The organism is Krasilnikovia sp. MM14-A1259, assembly GCF_047159535.1.
In the GTDB taxonomy this organism is placed as follows: Bacteria; Actinomycetota; Actinomycetes; order Mycobacteriales; family Micromonosporaceae; genus Actinoplanes.
In genome coordinates, this window is sequence record NZ_BAAGAJ010000002.1 from 1,080,212 (window position 1) to 1,094,362 (window position 14,151).

A 14,151-nucleotide genomic window follows, 5' to 3' on the forward strand; every position below is an offset into this window, starting at 1 on the left:
GACAGTGATCACTGTCGGCACACCCCGGGGAGGACCGTGTGCGTTCGTTCGCGCGTCGATTGACGGCTTTCGCTGCCGCACCAGCCGGCTCGGCCCGGCCGGTGTGGGCCGTGCTGCGGATCGCCGTTGTCCTGCTGTGGCTGCTGGCCGCGGCGACCGCCTGGTGGACGGCACCGCGCCAGCAGAGCTACGAGCAGGCCACCGCGGCCGTGACCGCCGGCCGCGTGACCGCATACCAGTGGGGCGACCACTGGGACGACGGCAGCGCACAGCGATGGTTCGGTGACTACAGCCTGCAGTCCTCCGGCACGCCCGGTCCGATTTTCGCGTGGCGCACCCCGGATGCGCGATGGCACTGGACGGACACCGGCGGTGTCGTCGTCCCGGTCGACGCCACGGACGCCGCCGACGACCAGCAGTACGCCGGGCCCGGTGCCGCCGCCCTGACGCGGGAACTGAAGGCCGCGGGGCTGGACGACGCCGACAGCGACGTGGTGCTTCCGACGGCCGTCGTCGCGATCGCGACCGTTCTCGGGCTGCTGTTGCTCGGCGTGCTCATCGCCGGGCCGGCCCCGCGGCTGGGCACCCGGTGGTACTGGTTCTGGGTGATCACCGTCGTGCCGTACGGGCTCGGGCTGCTGGTCTGGGTGGCCCGGGAACACCCGTGGTCACGTTCGGCCGCCGTGGAATTGGCGCCCGACGGGACGCCGCGGCGCGACCGCGGCTTCCTCGGCCTCGGCGTCGGCCTCCTGTCCGCGCTCGTGATCAGCGTGGCGGTGGTGCTGCTGCGCGGCGCGCTCGGCGACACGTGGCTGCCACACCCGGGCTGACCGCGGAGCCGCCGGAAAGGCGAAGCACCCCGGCGGGGGGCTGCCGGGGTGCTTCACGTCGTGCCGCGGGTCAGTTCTGGACGAACACCGCGACCCCGCGGGCCGGGACACTGAACGTACCCGTCGCCTTGTCGAACGACGCCGTGCGCAACGTCGGATCGGCGGAGTTGCGCAGCACCGGGTGCAGCGAGACGGCGGCACCCTTGAGACCGGGCACGGTCTGGGTCGTGGTTGCCGCGGTGGCGTTGAACACCACGGTCACCGACGACCAGTGCTTGTCCAGGCCGCGCCCGTCGAGCCGCATGACCAGGACGCCCGGGGTCTCCGCGGTGCCCGACAGCGGGAACGACAGCCGCTGGCTCACCTCGGCCGCGGTCGGTAGCCCGAAGACCGGCGACGACTGCCGGATCTTCAGCAGCTCCGCGTAGCGGGCGTCGGCGAGCTGGATCGCGGCGCAGTCCGGCACCAGCTTCGCGTCGGCCAGCAAAGGCCGGGCGTACGGCCACTTGTCCTGATTGTCCTTGGCCGGTGGCAGGCCCTTGCGGAAGCCGTTGCCGCTCGGGCAGTCCCACAGGATCTCGTTGAACCAGTCGCCGGAATTGAACGAGTTGCGGTCCAGCGACTTGGAACGCAGCCGCTCACTGCCCGCGGTGACGAACCCGACCCCCTGCCCGAGCGCGGTGGTGGCCAGCGCCACGGTCTGCATCCGGGCCCGGTCCGCCGCCGAGGTGCCCTGCGGCAGCTTGTACGCCAGGGCGTCGTACAGGATCTCGTTGTCGTGCGCGTCGACGTACGTGATCGCCTCGCCCGGCGCTGCGGTGTAGCCGGCCGGGGCGCCGTTGTAGTCGACCTGCGCGCCGGTCACCTGGTTGCCCGCGGTATCGGTGAACCGGTATCCGGCCAGGTTGCCGGTCAAGCCGACCTTGATGAGATCCTGGTAGTGCAGCAGCCGGGCCTTCTGGTCCGCCGCGCTGCCGTTGACCGGGTCCCCGTTCGGTGCGGTGAACAGGCCGGAGGCGAAGCCCTGGATCCGCGGGTTGCCGTCGAACGGGCCGCCGCCGCGGACCGCGTCACGCAGCCGGTCGTTGAACGTGCCGACCCCGGTGCCCGCCATGTTGGCCTGGGTGGCCTGTACGAAACGGGCGTCGTTGGCGACCTCGCCGAAGTTCCAGCCCTCGCCGTACAGGTAGATGCTCCGGCCGTCGACGCCGTCCTTGGCCGGGGTGAGCCGGTCCAGGGCGGCGCGCACCGCGAGGATGTTCGCCTTGGGGTGGTGACCCATCAGGTCGAACCGGAAGCCGTCCACCTTGTACGCCTTGGCCCAGGTGACGATGGAGTCGACGACGAGCTTGCTCATCATCGCGTTCTCCGGGGCGGTGTTCGCGCAGCAGGTGGAGTTGGCGATGGAGCCGTCGTCCAGCAGGCGCTGGTAGTAGCCGGGCACGATCTGGTCCAGCACGGAGTGCGGGTCGGTGCCCGCGGCCGCGGTGTGGTTGTAGACCACGTCCATGACCACGCGTAGCCCGGCCCCGTTGAGCCCGGCCACCATCTGGCGGAACTCCCGGGTCCGCGCGGACGGGTCCGTCGCGTACCCGCCCTCGGGGGTCGTGTAGTGCAGCGGGTCGTAGCCCCAGTTGTAGCCGTCGGCGTCCGCGACCGCGGTGACGCACTTCTGCTGCTCGTCCGAGTCGGCGGGCAGTTTCGGCAGGTCACACGCGGGCTGCTTCTGGTCGGCCCGCTTCTCAGGCGTGGACGCGAAGTCGAACACCGGCAGCAGGTGCACGTGGGTCGTGCCCGCCTGGGCCAGCTGCTTCAGGTGGGTCATGCCCGCGGCGTCCGGGTGGGTGAACGCCTCGTACGTGCCGCGCTCGGCCTCCGGCACGGTGCCGTCGGCGATCGAGAAGTCCCGCACGCTCAGCTCCGACACCTGGATCCGTGCGGGCGGCACCGCGGCCGGCTTGCGCAGCCCCGGCCAGCCCGCGGGAGCGAGCTTCGGGTCGGCGAGGTCGGCGACCTGGCTGTACGTGGAGTCCGTCGACAGCGCCAGCGAGTACGGATCGGTGACCGTCGCGGTGACCACCTTCTGCGCGGCGGGCTGCCACGCCGTCACCCGGTACCGGTAGTACTTGCCGATCCAGTCCCGTCCGCCGGTCGCCGACCACACACCGGTGCGGTCGTCGCGGATCATCGCGACCGTACGCGGGGCGGCGGCCAGGGTGCCGGACAGTTCCAGCGTCACGTCCTGCGCGGTGGGCGCCCACACCGCGAGGGTGGGACGGCCGCCGTCGAACGTGGGACCGAGGCGGGCGGCCGTGGCGTCGGCGTACAGGTCGTCGAGCGCGCCCGCGACCTGGACGCCGGTGGCGGAGCGCAGTCTGCCGTCCGCGTCGCGTTCGGTGACCGCGACCTGCCCGCGCAGCGCCTCGGCGACGCGCCGCTGGTCGCGCTGGCCGAGGTGGAACGCGGTGTACTGCCACAGGTGCGGGAACTTCGCGCGTTGCGCCTCGGTGAGCCCGGTGCGGACCGCGGTCAGCCGCAGGCTCTGGCGGGCGCCGGTCAGGTCGCCGTCGGTGACGCCCAGACCGCCCGCGGGGGCGTACACGAGGTCGTAGACGCGGCCGTCGGTGCCCGCGCCGATCGTATCGAGGGAACCGGCCGTGCCGGTCTTCCACGCGATCGTGGACCGGTCCAGCCACACCGCCCGGCTCTTGGTCAGGTCGATCTCGCCGCCACCGGCGACCGCCTCCTGCGGCAGCAGCCGGTGCGCCTCACCCGCGAGCAGCCACACCTCACGCCCGGCCGTGCCGAAGTCGAGGCGCTGGTCGGCGGGCAGGTCCTTGGTGTCGCCTTTATGCAGGATGTAGCTGAGCCCCTTGGCACCGGCGGCCAGCGGCACCCGGAACACCGCGCCGAACGCGTCCGTGCCGGACGGCTGCAGCGGGCTGCCCCAGTCGGTGCCGGTGGCCGCGCCGTCCCACACGTGCAGGCCCCAGCCGGAGTAGTCGCCGTCGGCGCGCCGGTAGTGCAGGATCGCGGTGTTCTCCTCCTGCGCCGGGTCGGGCTTGCCGGTGGCGGCCTGCCGGGTCGCGTACACCGTGGCGTCGCCCTGCTTCAGCCACACCTCGGCGTCCTTGGTGGGGTCGAGGAAGCGATCCTGCTCGACGTCCTTCTGGCCGTCCTTGCTGACCACGATGAACCCGACCTTGGTGCCGCCGGGCTTGAGCTTCACCCACGCGAACCGGCCGTACGAGTCCTCGCCCGCGAACGGCTGCCCGGCCGGCCAGGTGGTCTGCGCGGACGCGTCGATGTCGCCGAAGGCGTACAGGCCGTAGTTGTCGTAGCCGCCGGCGGGGCGCTGGTAGTGCACCAGCGCGTAGCCGGGACCGGCCGTGGTGACCGGGGTGCCGACCCGGGCGGTCGTCGTCGTGGACGCGGTGCGGCCCTTGCTGTCGCGCACGACCGCCTTGTAACGCAGCGGTGTCCCGCCGGCCAGGCCGGTCAGGTCGTGGTACGCCCGGTACGGGGCCCGCCGGGCGGTGCCGAGCAGCTGCCACGGGCCGGTGCCCGCCTGCGCGGCGAACGTCACCGTCGCGTCGGGGTCGCCGGTGGTCTGCGCCACCAGCTCGGTACGCGAGGGCACGAGCGCGTCGGCGGCCGGGGCGGTGAAGGCGACCGTGGGCCCGGCCGTGGGGACCGCGACCGGGGTGCCGGCCTTGTACACCACCGTGGACAGCGCGGGGACCGTGACGGTGAGTTTGCCGTCGGCCGCCGAGGCGAGCGTGCCGGTCGCGCCGTACACGGCGGCGAAGCTCGCGGACGGGGTCCAGGTGTCCACGGTGACGGTCTGCGCGGTGGTGGCGTTGTTCGCCGCCACCACGTACTCGGTGCGGGTGCCGCGGTCGATGCGGGAGGTGGCGAAGATTCCGGGGCCGTCGGCGGCGTACCGGGGGATCTGGACGCCGTCGCGCAGCGCGGGGTTGGCCTTGCGCAGCGCGGCCAGCGCGGCGATCGTCTTGTACAGCGGGTGGTTGGTGTCGTAGTTGTCGACCGCGTGGGTGCGGTCCGTGCCGATCAGGTCGTCGTCCAGGTAGTCCTTGGTCTTGCTGGCGAACATGTCCTGCCGGGCGTCCTTGTCCCCGCCGGGGCCGGTGAAGCCCTGCTCGTCGCCGGAGTACACCACCGGCTGGCCGCGGGTGAGGAACATCAGCTCGTGGGCGAGCTCGTCGCGGCGCAGGTAGGTGGACGGGTCGGCGCCGCTCTTCTCGATGAACGAGCCGATGCGGCCCATGTCGTGGTTGCCGAGGAAGGTGGGCAGCCGGTCGGCTCCGGTGTCGCGTGCGGTGTACAGGTCGTCCTTGGCGTACACGTCGGCGAGGGCCTTGGCGGAGCCGTCGCCCTTGGCGAAACCGGACGCCGCGGACTGGAACGAGAAGTCCAGGGTCGCGGGCAGCCCGCCGCGGCGCACGTACGTGGACTCGACCTCCTGGTCGCCGCTGTACACCTCGCCGAACATGAAGAAGCCGGGCTTGCCTGCCTTCTGCGCGGCCTGCGTGATGCTGCGCGAGAACTGCGTCCAGAACGGCAGGTCGGTGTGCTTGACCGTGTCGATGCGGTACCCGTCGATGCCCGCCTCGGAGATCCAGTCGGCGTAGATCTTCGTCATGCCGCGGACCACCTCGGGACGCTCGGTCCACAGGTCGTCGAGGCCGCCGAAGTCGCCGTACTCGCTGTTCTCGCCGGTGAAGCTGGAGTTGCCCCGATTGTGGTACATCGTCGGGTCGTTCAGCCAGGCCGGGACCTTGACGTTCGCGTCCTGGGGGTTCGCGAACACCGGGGTGTACGGGAACGACTTCAGGTTCACCGCCGGGAATCCGCCGTCGGTGTAGTTGCGGTCCTCGAACGCGCGCCCCTGCGCGTCGCGGTACGGGGTGGTGGCCTTGTCGACGTAGTCGTACTTGGCGCCGGAGTACTTGATGACGTCCGCGGTGTGGTTGACGATGATGTCCAGGAAGATCTTCATGCCGCGCTTGTGCGCGAGCCCGACCAGCCGCTTGAGGTCGGCGTTCGTGCCGAAGTGCGGGTCGACCTGGGTGAAGTCGGTGATCCAGTAGCCGTGGTAGCCCGCCGAAGTGTCGGCGCCGTTGATCTGCACCGGGCGGTTCTTGAACACCGGGGCGAGCCAGATCGCGGTGGTGCCCAGCCCCTGGATGTAGTCGAGCCGGTCGATGATGCCCTGGATGTCGCCGCCGTGGTAGAAGCCCTTGTCCGTGGGGTCGTACCCGGTGCTCAGCCGGTCACCGGACAGTTTGCCCTTGTCGTTGCGGGTGTCGCCATTGGCGAAGCGGTCCGGCAGGACGAAGTAGTACTGCTCGGAAGGCGCGGCCTTGTCGGAGCCCCACTGGGCCACGACCGCGGCGCTCGGCTCGGCGGCGAGGCGCTGCACCGGGGCCGCAACGGCGCCGGCGGGCGGGGCGATCAGGCTCGTGACCAGCGCTGCGGCCAGCGCGAGGCGAGCGATGCGGCGCCGGTTCACAGGCCGGCGCGGGAGGGTGTCGGGGCCTGGGACGAGGTCGCGACGGTGCGCTGCATCCACATCGGAGCCTTCCTGTGGGCTGGTGTGGACGCACGCTAATCCCGTGTCATCGATATGTGCAAGAGTTTGCAATAACTGTCAGGTAACGCCAGCGCCTTACGCAAGAAACATTCGCGAAACGGGCGGGTCGCCCGGTCCAGCCCCAGCCGGGCGAATCCCGGCGACCCGCCGTCATGGGCATGCCAGCCGTTAAGGCTTCGCCGTGGCGCGGGCCAGTGACAGCGCGAAACGCTCCTGCGGGTCGGTCCACCAGTGCTGCAGCGCGAAACCGGCCGCGGCCAGCTCCCGTTCCACCCCGGCGCGGCGGAACTTCGCGGACACCTCCGTACGCATCTGCTCACCCGCGGCGAAATCGACCACCAGGTCCAGGTCCCGAACCGGCACCTGAAGGTCGCGGCGGGCCTGCAACCGCATCTCGATCCACTCGTTCACCGGGTCCCACAGCGCGACATGCGTGAAATCGTCCTCGTCGAACCCGGCGTGCAACTCCCGGTTCAGCACCCGCAACACATTGCGGTTGAACGCGGCGGTCACCCCGGCCGCGTCGTCGTACGCCGGCACCAGGACCGCCGGATCCTTCACCAGATCCGTCCCGAGCAGCAGGTACTCCCCCTCGTCCAGGACCGCACGCAGGTCACGCAGGAAGTCGGCGCGCTCGGCGGGCAGCAGGTTGCCGATCGTGCCGCCCAGGAACGCGACCAGCCGGTCCCCGCCGCGCGGCACCACGCCCAGATGCCGGGAGAAGTCGGCGACCAGACCGCGCACGCTCAGGCCCGGGTACTCCGCGTTCAGCTTCGCCGCGGCGTCGCGCAACGCGGCCGGGGAGACGTCCAGAGCCACGAACCCGCCCAGCGTGCCGTGAGCGGTGAGCGCGTCCAGCAGCAGCCGGGTCTTCTCCGACGAACCCGAACCCAGCTCCACCAGCGTCTTCGCGCCGGTCAGGCGGGCGACGTCGGCCGCGTGCGCGGCCAGGATGTGCCGTTCGGTCCGCGTCGGGTAGTACTCCGGCAGCCGGGTGATCTGCTCGAACAGGTCACTGCCCCGCGCGTCGTAGAACCACTTCGGCGGCAGCCACTTCGGGCTCGCGCTCAGCCCGGCGGCGGCGTCGGCGCGCAGCGCCCGCGACAGATCCTGCTCATCGAGATGGATTTCCAGATCGAACACGCTCACGCTCTCCCTAGTGGTGTGAGGTGGGGCCCGGCGGCGTCGGCGACGAGCAGGTGCCCGTCCGGGACCGCCCGCCAGCCGGGGTCGTCGTCCAACGGTTCGGAGCTGACCAGCACGCACCCGTCGCCGCCGCGCACCGACAGGGCGTGGCCCCCGGTGCTGGCGACGATGCGTGCGCCGTCGGTCAGCAGCAGATTCAGCCGGGAGCCGGGCGCGGCGGCGCCCACCTCGGCGACCGTGGCCGCCACGGCCTGCTCCGGCGGCTCGCCCGCGCGCAGGCGGTGCCGCACGAGCGCCCACAGCAGCGCGGAATCCGTGGGCGCGTCCAAGGTGAGCAGGTCACGGGTGGGCAGCCGGGCGGCCAGGGCGGTCACCGCGTCCGGCCAGCCCGCCACCACGCCGTTGTGGCTGAACAGCCACGGCCCCTCCGCGAACGGGGCGGCAGCGGCCGAGGTCACCGGCATCGACTCGGTGGCCGAACGCACCGCGGCCAGCACCGCACCCGCGGCGGTGACCGCGGCCAGGCCGGGCAGGGACGGATCCGACCACATCGGCCGCTCGGACCGGAACCGTACGGGCGGCCCGTCCGCCGGATACCAGCCCACGCCGAAGCCGTCCGCGTTGATCGTGCCGCCGCCGCGCATGTCCTTCGGCGCCCACGACTGGCGTGCCAGCGCGTGCGGCGCCTCGAACAGCAGCCGCGACAGCGGCAGCGGCGGCCCCAGGTAGGCCAGGTGCCGGCACATCAGGCGGACTCGCCCGGCTCCGCGTCACGGGCACACCGGAAGCCGGCGAAGATCTGCCGCCGGATCGGATAGTCCCAGTTGCGGAACGTGCCCCGGCACGCCGAGCGGTCCGTGCCGAACGAGCCACCACGCAGCACCTTGTACTCCGGGCCGAAGAACACCTCCGAGTACTCCCGGTACGGGAACGCCCGGAACCCGGGATAGCCGTGGAAGTCCGTGCTGGTCCACTCCCAGACGTCGCCGATCAGCTGGTGCACGCCGTGCGGGGACACCCCGTCCGGGTAGGCACCGGCCGCGGCCGGCGACAGGTGCCGCTGGCCCAGGTTCGCGTGCCGCTCCTGCGGATCCTCGTCACCCCACGGGTAGCGGCGCGACCGGCCGGACACCGGGTCGTGGCGGGCCGCCTTCTCCCACTCGGCCTCCGTGGGCAGCCGCCGCCCCGCCCAGCTCGCGAACGCCTGCGCCTCGTGGAAACACACATGCACCACCGGCTCGTCGCCCGCCACCCGCGCGGTCCGGCCGAACCGGGTGTACACCCAGTCGCCGCCGTCGCGGCGCCAGTGCAACGGCGCCCCCAGCCCGGCCTTGTGCCGGTACGCCCAGCCCTCCTCGCTCCACCACCGGGCGTCGTCGTAACCGCCCGCGTCGATGAACTCCGCATACCGGGCGTTGGTGACCGGGGCGACGTCGAGGTGGAACGCGGGCACGTCCACCACGTGCGCGGGACGCTCGTTGTCCAGCGCCCACGCCTCGGTGTCCGTGCCCATCGTGAACGGCCCGCCCGGGATGAACACCTCACCGGCGGCGCTGACCCGCGCGGGCGGCGGCGGATCGGCCTGCAGCACCGGCGCGCCCACGCGCAACTGATGGGTGGCCAGCATCGTCTCGTCGTGCTGCTGCTCGTGCTGGACGATCATCCCGAACGCGAACCCGTCCGCCACCAGCGGGCGGCCGTCCAGGCGTACCGCGCCGAGCACGTCGAGCGCCTTGTCGCGCACCGTGGACACGTACGCACGGGCCTCGGCGGGGCCCAGCAGCGGCAGCGCGGGACGGTCGGCGCGGGCGTGCTGGAACGCGTCGTACAGCTCGTCGATGTCGCGGCGTACCGGCTCGCGGCCGCCCACGTCGCGGACCAGCCACAGCTCCTCCTGGTTACCGATGTGGGCCAGGTCCCACACCAGCGGCGACATCAGGCGGGAGTGCTGGCGTACCAGATCGTCGTCGTCCACCGCCTCGGTGAGCGTGGCGGTACGCGCACGCGCCCGGTCCAGGTCGGCGGCCAGCGCGCTGCGGAGGCGTTCGGATTCGGCGGTCATGCGGGCGTCCTTTCACGGCGGCGATCGGCGGACAAGACGGCGGCAGCGGGTCCTCAGGCCGGCAGGCGGCGGTCGAGGACGGCATGCACCCGGTCCTGCAGGTGCGCGGGCAGCCCGGCCCGGTGCAACGCCCGGCGCGCCAGGTCGAACACCGCCCGGGCGGCCGCGCCGACCCGCGAGTCGGCGAGTCCCGCGCGGGCGGCGGGCAACCAGCGGTCCGCCGCCGGGGCGGCGGCGGCCCGCGCCGCGTCCGTGACGGCGTCGTCGGCCAGCAGCGCGGCCAGCACCGCCGCCGGGGCGAGCCACTCCCCGTCCGGCTGCGCGTCCAGGTAGCGGACCTCCAGGTAGCCGCGGGGGCGTACCGGCGGGAACAGCGTGCTGAGGTGGTACTCCAGATCGGCCGCGGTGGGCGGGCGGGGCAGCGCCCCGCCGAGCCAGTCGGCGAACGTGACCCCGGGCGGCGGATCCCAGCACCCGTCGTCGTTGCGCACGCACAGCAGCGGGGCGGCCATCGCGTACCCGATCCAGGCGCCCACCGGGTCGGCGCCGGTGCCGACCGGCCGGGTGCGGGCGGGGTCGATGCCGAGCCAGGCCCGCATCCGGGTGGACGCCCACCCGGTGTCGCGGCCGGCGTGCCGGCGGGAGTTGGCGAACGCCGCGACCAGCACCGGACCGAGCTCGGTGACGGCCGCGAACCGGTCCGCCAGCCGCGGCGCGAGCCCCGCATCGAGGCAGACCTGGAGGCCGGCGGTGCTGCACATCATGGTGCGCCCGTGCCGCCCGGCGCGGTCGAAGACCCGCTCCATGGCGGCGTAACGGGGGCTGTCGAGCAGGCGGTGCGGCGACCGGTACGGGTCGATGCCGGTCGCGCCCAGGTGCAGGCCGTGCCCGGCGAGCAGGCCACGCAACCGGGTCAGGTCCGCGTCGACCGCGGCCTGCAGGCCGGCCAGAGTGGCGGCCGGGGCGGAGGAGATCTCCAGCTGACCGCCGGGCTCGACGGTGACCACGCCACCGCCGGGCAACGGGCGGGGCGGCACATCGGCGCAGGACCCCGCCGGGCGGGCGGCGAGACTGTCCGGAGTGTACGGACCCAGAGCCTCGCGCAGCGCCTCGAGGGTCAGCGGCCGGTCGGGCGCGTCGTCGTGATGAGTGGTGAATTCGAGCTCGACGCCGATGCGGCTCGGTGGACCGGTCTTGAAGCAGATCCCCGACATGTGCTCCGCCGCCTGATCCTCATCGCGCAGCACGCAGTCGTCGTCGCGCAGCACGCTGCAGTCCTCGGCGGTGCCGGGCCGGACAATCGCCACGACTCTCCCAAGGTTGCGGACGTTCTCCTGGACGCTACCCGCTGACAGCGCCGATCGACAGGGATTGCGGCGCACCGGTCCGGTGCCCGCTACCCTGACCGCGTGATGCCGCCGGAACACCGCGGGCCGCTGGCCGGAGTGCGGGTCGTCGAATTGGAAAGCCTCGCGCCCGGCCCGTTCGGTGCCATGATCCTGGCCGACCTGGGCGCGGACGTGGTGCGCGTCGACCGGCCCGGGGGCCCCGGCAGCGGCCGCCTCGCCGCCCCCGCGACGGCGCTGCAGCGCGGGCGCCGGGTCGTCGCGGTGGACCTCAAATCGCCCACCGGCGTCGCGGACGTGCTGCGCCTGGTGGACCGCGCCGACGTGCTCGTCGAGGGCTACCGGCCCGGGGTCGCCGAGCGGCTCGGGCTGGGGCCCGACATCTGCCGGGCCCGCAACCCGCGCCTGGTGTACGCGCGCATCACCGGCTGGGGGCAGGACGGCCCACTGGCCGCCCGGGCCGGGCACGACATCGACTATCTCGCGGTGGCCGGGGCGCTGGAACCGCTGCGCCGCGACGGCGAGGCCCCGCGCGCCCCGCTCAACATGCTCGCCGATTTCGCGGGCGGCGGCATGCTGCTCGCGGTCGGGGTGCTCGCCGCGCTGCTGGAACGGGAACGCTCCGGGCAAGGGCAGGTGGTGGACGCGGCGATGGTGGACGGCTCGGCGCTGCTCACCACGTTCCTGCACGGGATGATCGCGGCGGGCCGCTGGCCGGCGCCGCCGGGCGGCAACCTGCTCGACGGCGGGGCGCCGTTCTACGACACGTACGTGACCGCCGACGGCGGCTTCATGGCCGTGGGCGCGCTGGAGCCCGCGTTCTACGCCGCGCTGCTGGACGGGCTCGGCCTGGCCGGCGACACCCTGCCGGCCCAGTACGACCCGGCGGGCTGGCCGGAACTGCGCCGCCGGTTCGCCGAGCGGTTCGCGCAACGCACCCGCGACGAGTGGGCGGCGGTGTTCGAGGGGCGCGATGCGTGCGTTGCCCCGGTGCTCGCGCCCGGTCAGGCGGCGCAACACCCGCACAATCTCGCCAGGGGCACGTTCGTGCAGGTCGGCGGCGAAGTGCAGCCAGCACCGGCGCCGCGTTTCGACCGGACATCTGCGGGGCCCCCGCGTCCGGCGCCGGAACCCGCCCGCGACGCGGTGTCGGTGTCCGACATCCTCACCGGCTGGTCCTGAGCGGTTTCGGTGGCCGGGCGGTTTCGCCGGGGTAGGGCGGGCTACGCCTTGCCGGGCGCGGGTGTCGCCGGGTGGGGCGCAGCACCGGCCACGAGCTGCGACACCGTGACGAAGCGGAAACCCCGCGCGCGCAGCCCGGCGATCATCGCTTCCAGGCCGCGGATGGTCACGAGCCGCCGCTCGTCACCGAAGTCGTGGGCGAGGACGATCGCGCCCGGGCGTACGTTGTCGACGATGTCGCGGACCTGGGCGCCCGGGTCGTTGCGGTACCGGGTCTCGTGCATCTCGTACGACCACAGCACCACGTCGTAGCCCATCGCGTCGGCGGCCAGCAGCGTCGAACCGCCCAGGTGACCGAACGGCGGGCGCAGCAGCGTCGGCGGACGACCGGTGAGGTCGCCGATCACCTCGTGGGTACGGGTGAGATCGGCCCGGATCCGGGCCAGGTCGAACGTGGCCAGGTCGTCGTGCGCCCACGAGTGGTTGCCGACCTCGTGCCCGCCGAGCCGGCCCCGGACCAGGTCGGCGTGCTCCGCGACGTTCCGGCCCACCATGAAGAACGTCGCCGGCACCCCGGCGCGCTCCAGGATGTCCAGGACCATGGGCGTCCAGTGCGGGCCGGGACCGTCGTCGAACGTGAACGCGACGACCGGCTCGGTGGTCTGCACGAAGTACCGGACCGTCACGCCCGGGTGCGCCACCGCGGTCAGGTCGTCCGCCGCGGCGGCGTAACCGCCGGTCACCGGGGGCCGGTCCCAGCCGCACCAGTGCGGCAGCACGGTGGTGGAGAAGGCACCCGCGCCGGCACCCGCGGCGGCCAGCAGCGCGCCACGCAGTACCCCCCGCCGGCTCACCGGCACCGCCATGCCATCTCCCCGTGTCCCCGGACCCGCGATCAACGGGTGCTTGCGACAGCGTGCTTCATCGACGCAAATCGCGGTATCCGACGTGAGTGGGAACGGATCATCCTTCCCGTCGGCAGATCGGCCGACGGCGGCCCCGCGGCAAGTGAGCGGCGTCATGCAACATGTCACTCCCGCAAGCCCTGAAGTGGCCGGGCACGGCGCCGGGCCGGATCTACCAGAACCGGGTCTGGCCCGGGATCGTCTCCAGGTCGGCGAGGACCAGCCGCCGGTCCTCCGGGTCGGCGATCTCCTCGGCGGCGGCCAGGGCCTGCTCGGTCCACTCCCGCGCGGCGCTCCGGTCACCGGCCACCGCGGCGGCCCGGGCCAGCGCCTCGTACGCGTACGCGAGGTCCCAGTCCTTGATGTCGTGGGCGGTGCAGATGTCGAGGCCGCGCCGGGCGTGGTGCAATGCCGGCTCACCGCGTTCGAGCACCGCGTAGACGCGGGAGCACTGCCACTCGCCCCGGCTGCGGTTCACCGGCGCGCCGATCTCGCCCCAGTGGTAGCGGGAGGCGTGCGCCATGTGCAGCATCCGGTCGTCGTCCTCGACCGTACGGTCCTCGCGCTCCAACAGGCGCCAGACGCCGTTGAACAGGTCCACGGCGAGTTGCCGTTCGTCGGAGATCGTCGTGTTCTCGGGCATGTCGGTGATCCCTTCCTCCAGCAGGTGCTCGGTGCGGTGCAGTTCGCCGCGGAGCCGGTCGAGCCGGGCCCGCAACCGGGTGCGGTGCGCCAGCAGGACCTGCCGCCGCAACCGCGCGTCGTCCGGCGCGGCCAGGCACGCCCGGACCTGCTCCAACGGGACGTCGGCGGCCCGCAGCGCACCGATCAGGCGGGCGAGCGCGACCTGCTCGGGGGCGTAGCGCCGGTAGCCGTTGTCCGGGTCGACCCGCGGGCGCAGCAGACCGACGCGGTCGTAGTGGCGCAGCGCACGGGTGGTCAGCCCGGCCCGGCGCGCCACCTGACCGACGGTCAGCAGCTCGGCGTCGTCCACGGCCCCGAAGGTAGAACATTGCCGCGGGTCAAGGTCAACATCTCGGGCCCCGGCGCCCACCCCGTCGTGGCG

At 73.0% G+C, this 14,151-nt stretch carries 9 protein-coding genes; 2 read left to right on the forward strand and 7 right to left on the reverse strand.

All coding sequences use genetic code 11. The features are described from left to right. The first annotated feature begins 110 nt into the window (after nt 1-110). A complete protein-coding gene (locus ACMCNK_RS04625; RefSeq protein ID WP_412735141.1) occupies nt 111-830 on the forward strand; it encodes a hypothetical protein in 720 nt (239 codons plus the stop codon). 70 nt (nt 831-900) lie between these two features. On the opposite strand, the gene pulA is transcribed toward ACMCNK_RS04625, so the two are convergent. From pulA to egtA, 5 genes are all read right to left on the reverse strand, one after another. Continuing rightward, the gene (pulA, locus tag ACMCNK_RS04630) at nt 901-6,363 is read right to left on the reverse strand and encodes a pullulanase-type alpha-1,6-glucosidase (RefSeq protein WP_412735142.1); all 5,463 of its coding nucleotides are present in this window, start codon (nt 6,361-6,363) and stop codon (nt 901-903) included. A gap of 249 nt (nt 6,364-6,612) precedes the next feature. Further along, entirely contained in the window at nt 6,613-7,593 is a 981-nt protein-coding gene (gene egtD / locus ACMCNK_RS04635) for an L-histidine N(alpha)-methyltransferase (protein ID WP_412735143.1), read from the reverse strand. Next, entirely contained in the window at nt 7,590-8,336 is a 747-nt protein-coding gene (gene egtC / locus ACMCNK_RS04640; RefSeq protein ID WP_412735144.1) for an ergothioneine biosynthesis protein EgtC, read from the reverse strand. Before egtC ends, egtD begins: the two co-directional genes overlap by 4 nt. Further along, a complete protein-coding gene (gene egtB, locus ACMCNK_RS04645) occupies nt 8,336-9,652 on the reverse strand; it encodes an ergothioneine biosynthesis protein EgtB (RefSeq protein ID WP_412735145.1) in 1,317 nt (438 codons plus the stop codon). Before egtB ends, egtC begins: the two co-directional genes overlap by 1 nt. A gap of 53 nt (nt 9,653-9,705) precedes the next feature. Next, nucleotides 9,706-10,866, reverse strand: coding sequence for an ergothioneine biosynthesis glutamate--cysteine ligase EgtA (egtA, locus tag ACMCNK_RS04650; RefSeq protein WP_412740750.1), 1,161 nt, complete (start codon nt 10,864-10,866; stop codon nt 9,706-9,708). A gap of 198 nt (nt 10,867-11,064) precedes the next feature. Here egtA and ACMCNK_RS04655 point away from each other — a divergent pair, with 198 nt between their 5' ends. After that, the gene (locus tag ACMCNK_RS04655; protein WP_412740751.1) at nt 11,065-12,180 is read left to right on the forward strand and encodes a CaiB/BaiF CoA transferase family protein; all 1,116 of its coding nucleotides are present in this window, start codon (nt 11,065-11,067) and stop codon (nt 12,178-12,180) included. A gap of 41 nt (nt 12,181-12,221) precedes the next feature. Here ACMCNK_RS04655 and ACMCNK_RS04660 read toward each other — a convergent pair whose 3' ends face one another. Together ACMCNK_RS04660 and ACMCNK_RS04665 are read right to left on the reverse strand one after the other, a co-directional pair. After that, nucleotides 12,222-13,046, reverse strand: coding sequence for a polysaccharide deacetylase family protein (locus ACMCNK_RS04660; RefSeq protein ID WP_412735146.1), 825 nt, complete (start codon nt 13,044-13,046; stop codon nt 12,222-12,224). Between the two features lie 211 nt (nt 13,047-13,257). Beyond that, nucleotides 13,258-14,079, reverse strand: a complete 822-nt coding sequence (locus tag ACMCNK_RS04665) for a MerR family transcriptional regulator (RefSeq protein ID WP_412735147.1) — start codon at nt 14,077-14,079, stop codon at nt 13,258-13,260. Between the last annotated feature and the right edge of the window lie 72 nt (nt 14,080-14,151).

Bases quoted from the DNA above. Each gene is read 5' to 3' on its own strand.
- egtA (WP_412740750.1), bottom strand. From the start codon at position 10,866: ATGTCGGGGATCTGCTTCAAGACCGGTCCACCGAGCCGCATCGGCGTC.
- egtC (WP_412735144.1), bottom strand. From the start codon at position 8,336: ATGTGCCGGCACCTGGCCTACCTGGGGCCGCCGCTGCCGCTGTCGCGG.
- ACMCNK_RS04655 (WP_412740751.1), top strand. From the start codon at position 11,065: ATGCCGCCGGAACACCGCGGGCCGCTGGCCGGAGTGCGGGTCGTCGAA.
- egtB (WP_412735145.1), bottom strand. From the start codon at position 9,652: ATGACCGCCGAATCCGAACGCCTCCGCAGCGCGCTGGCCGCCGACCTG.
- ACMCNK_RS04660 (WP_412735146.1), bottom strand. From the start codon at position 13,046: ATGGCGGTGCCGGTGAGCCGGCGGGGGGTACTGCGTGGCGCGCTGCTG.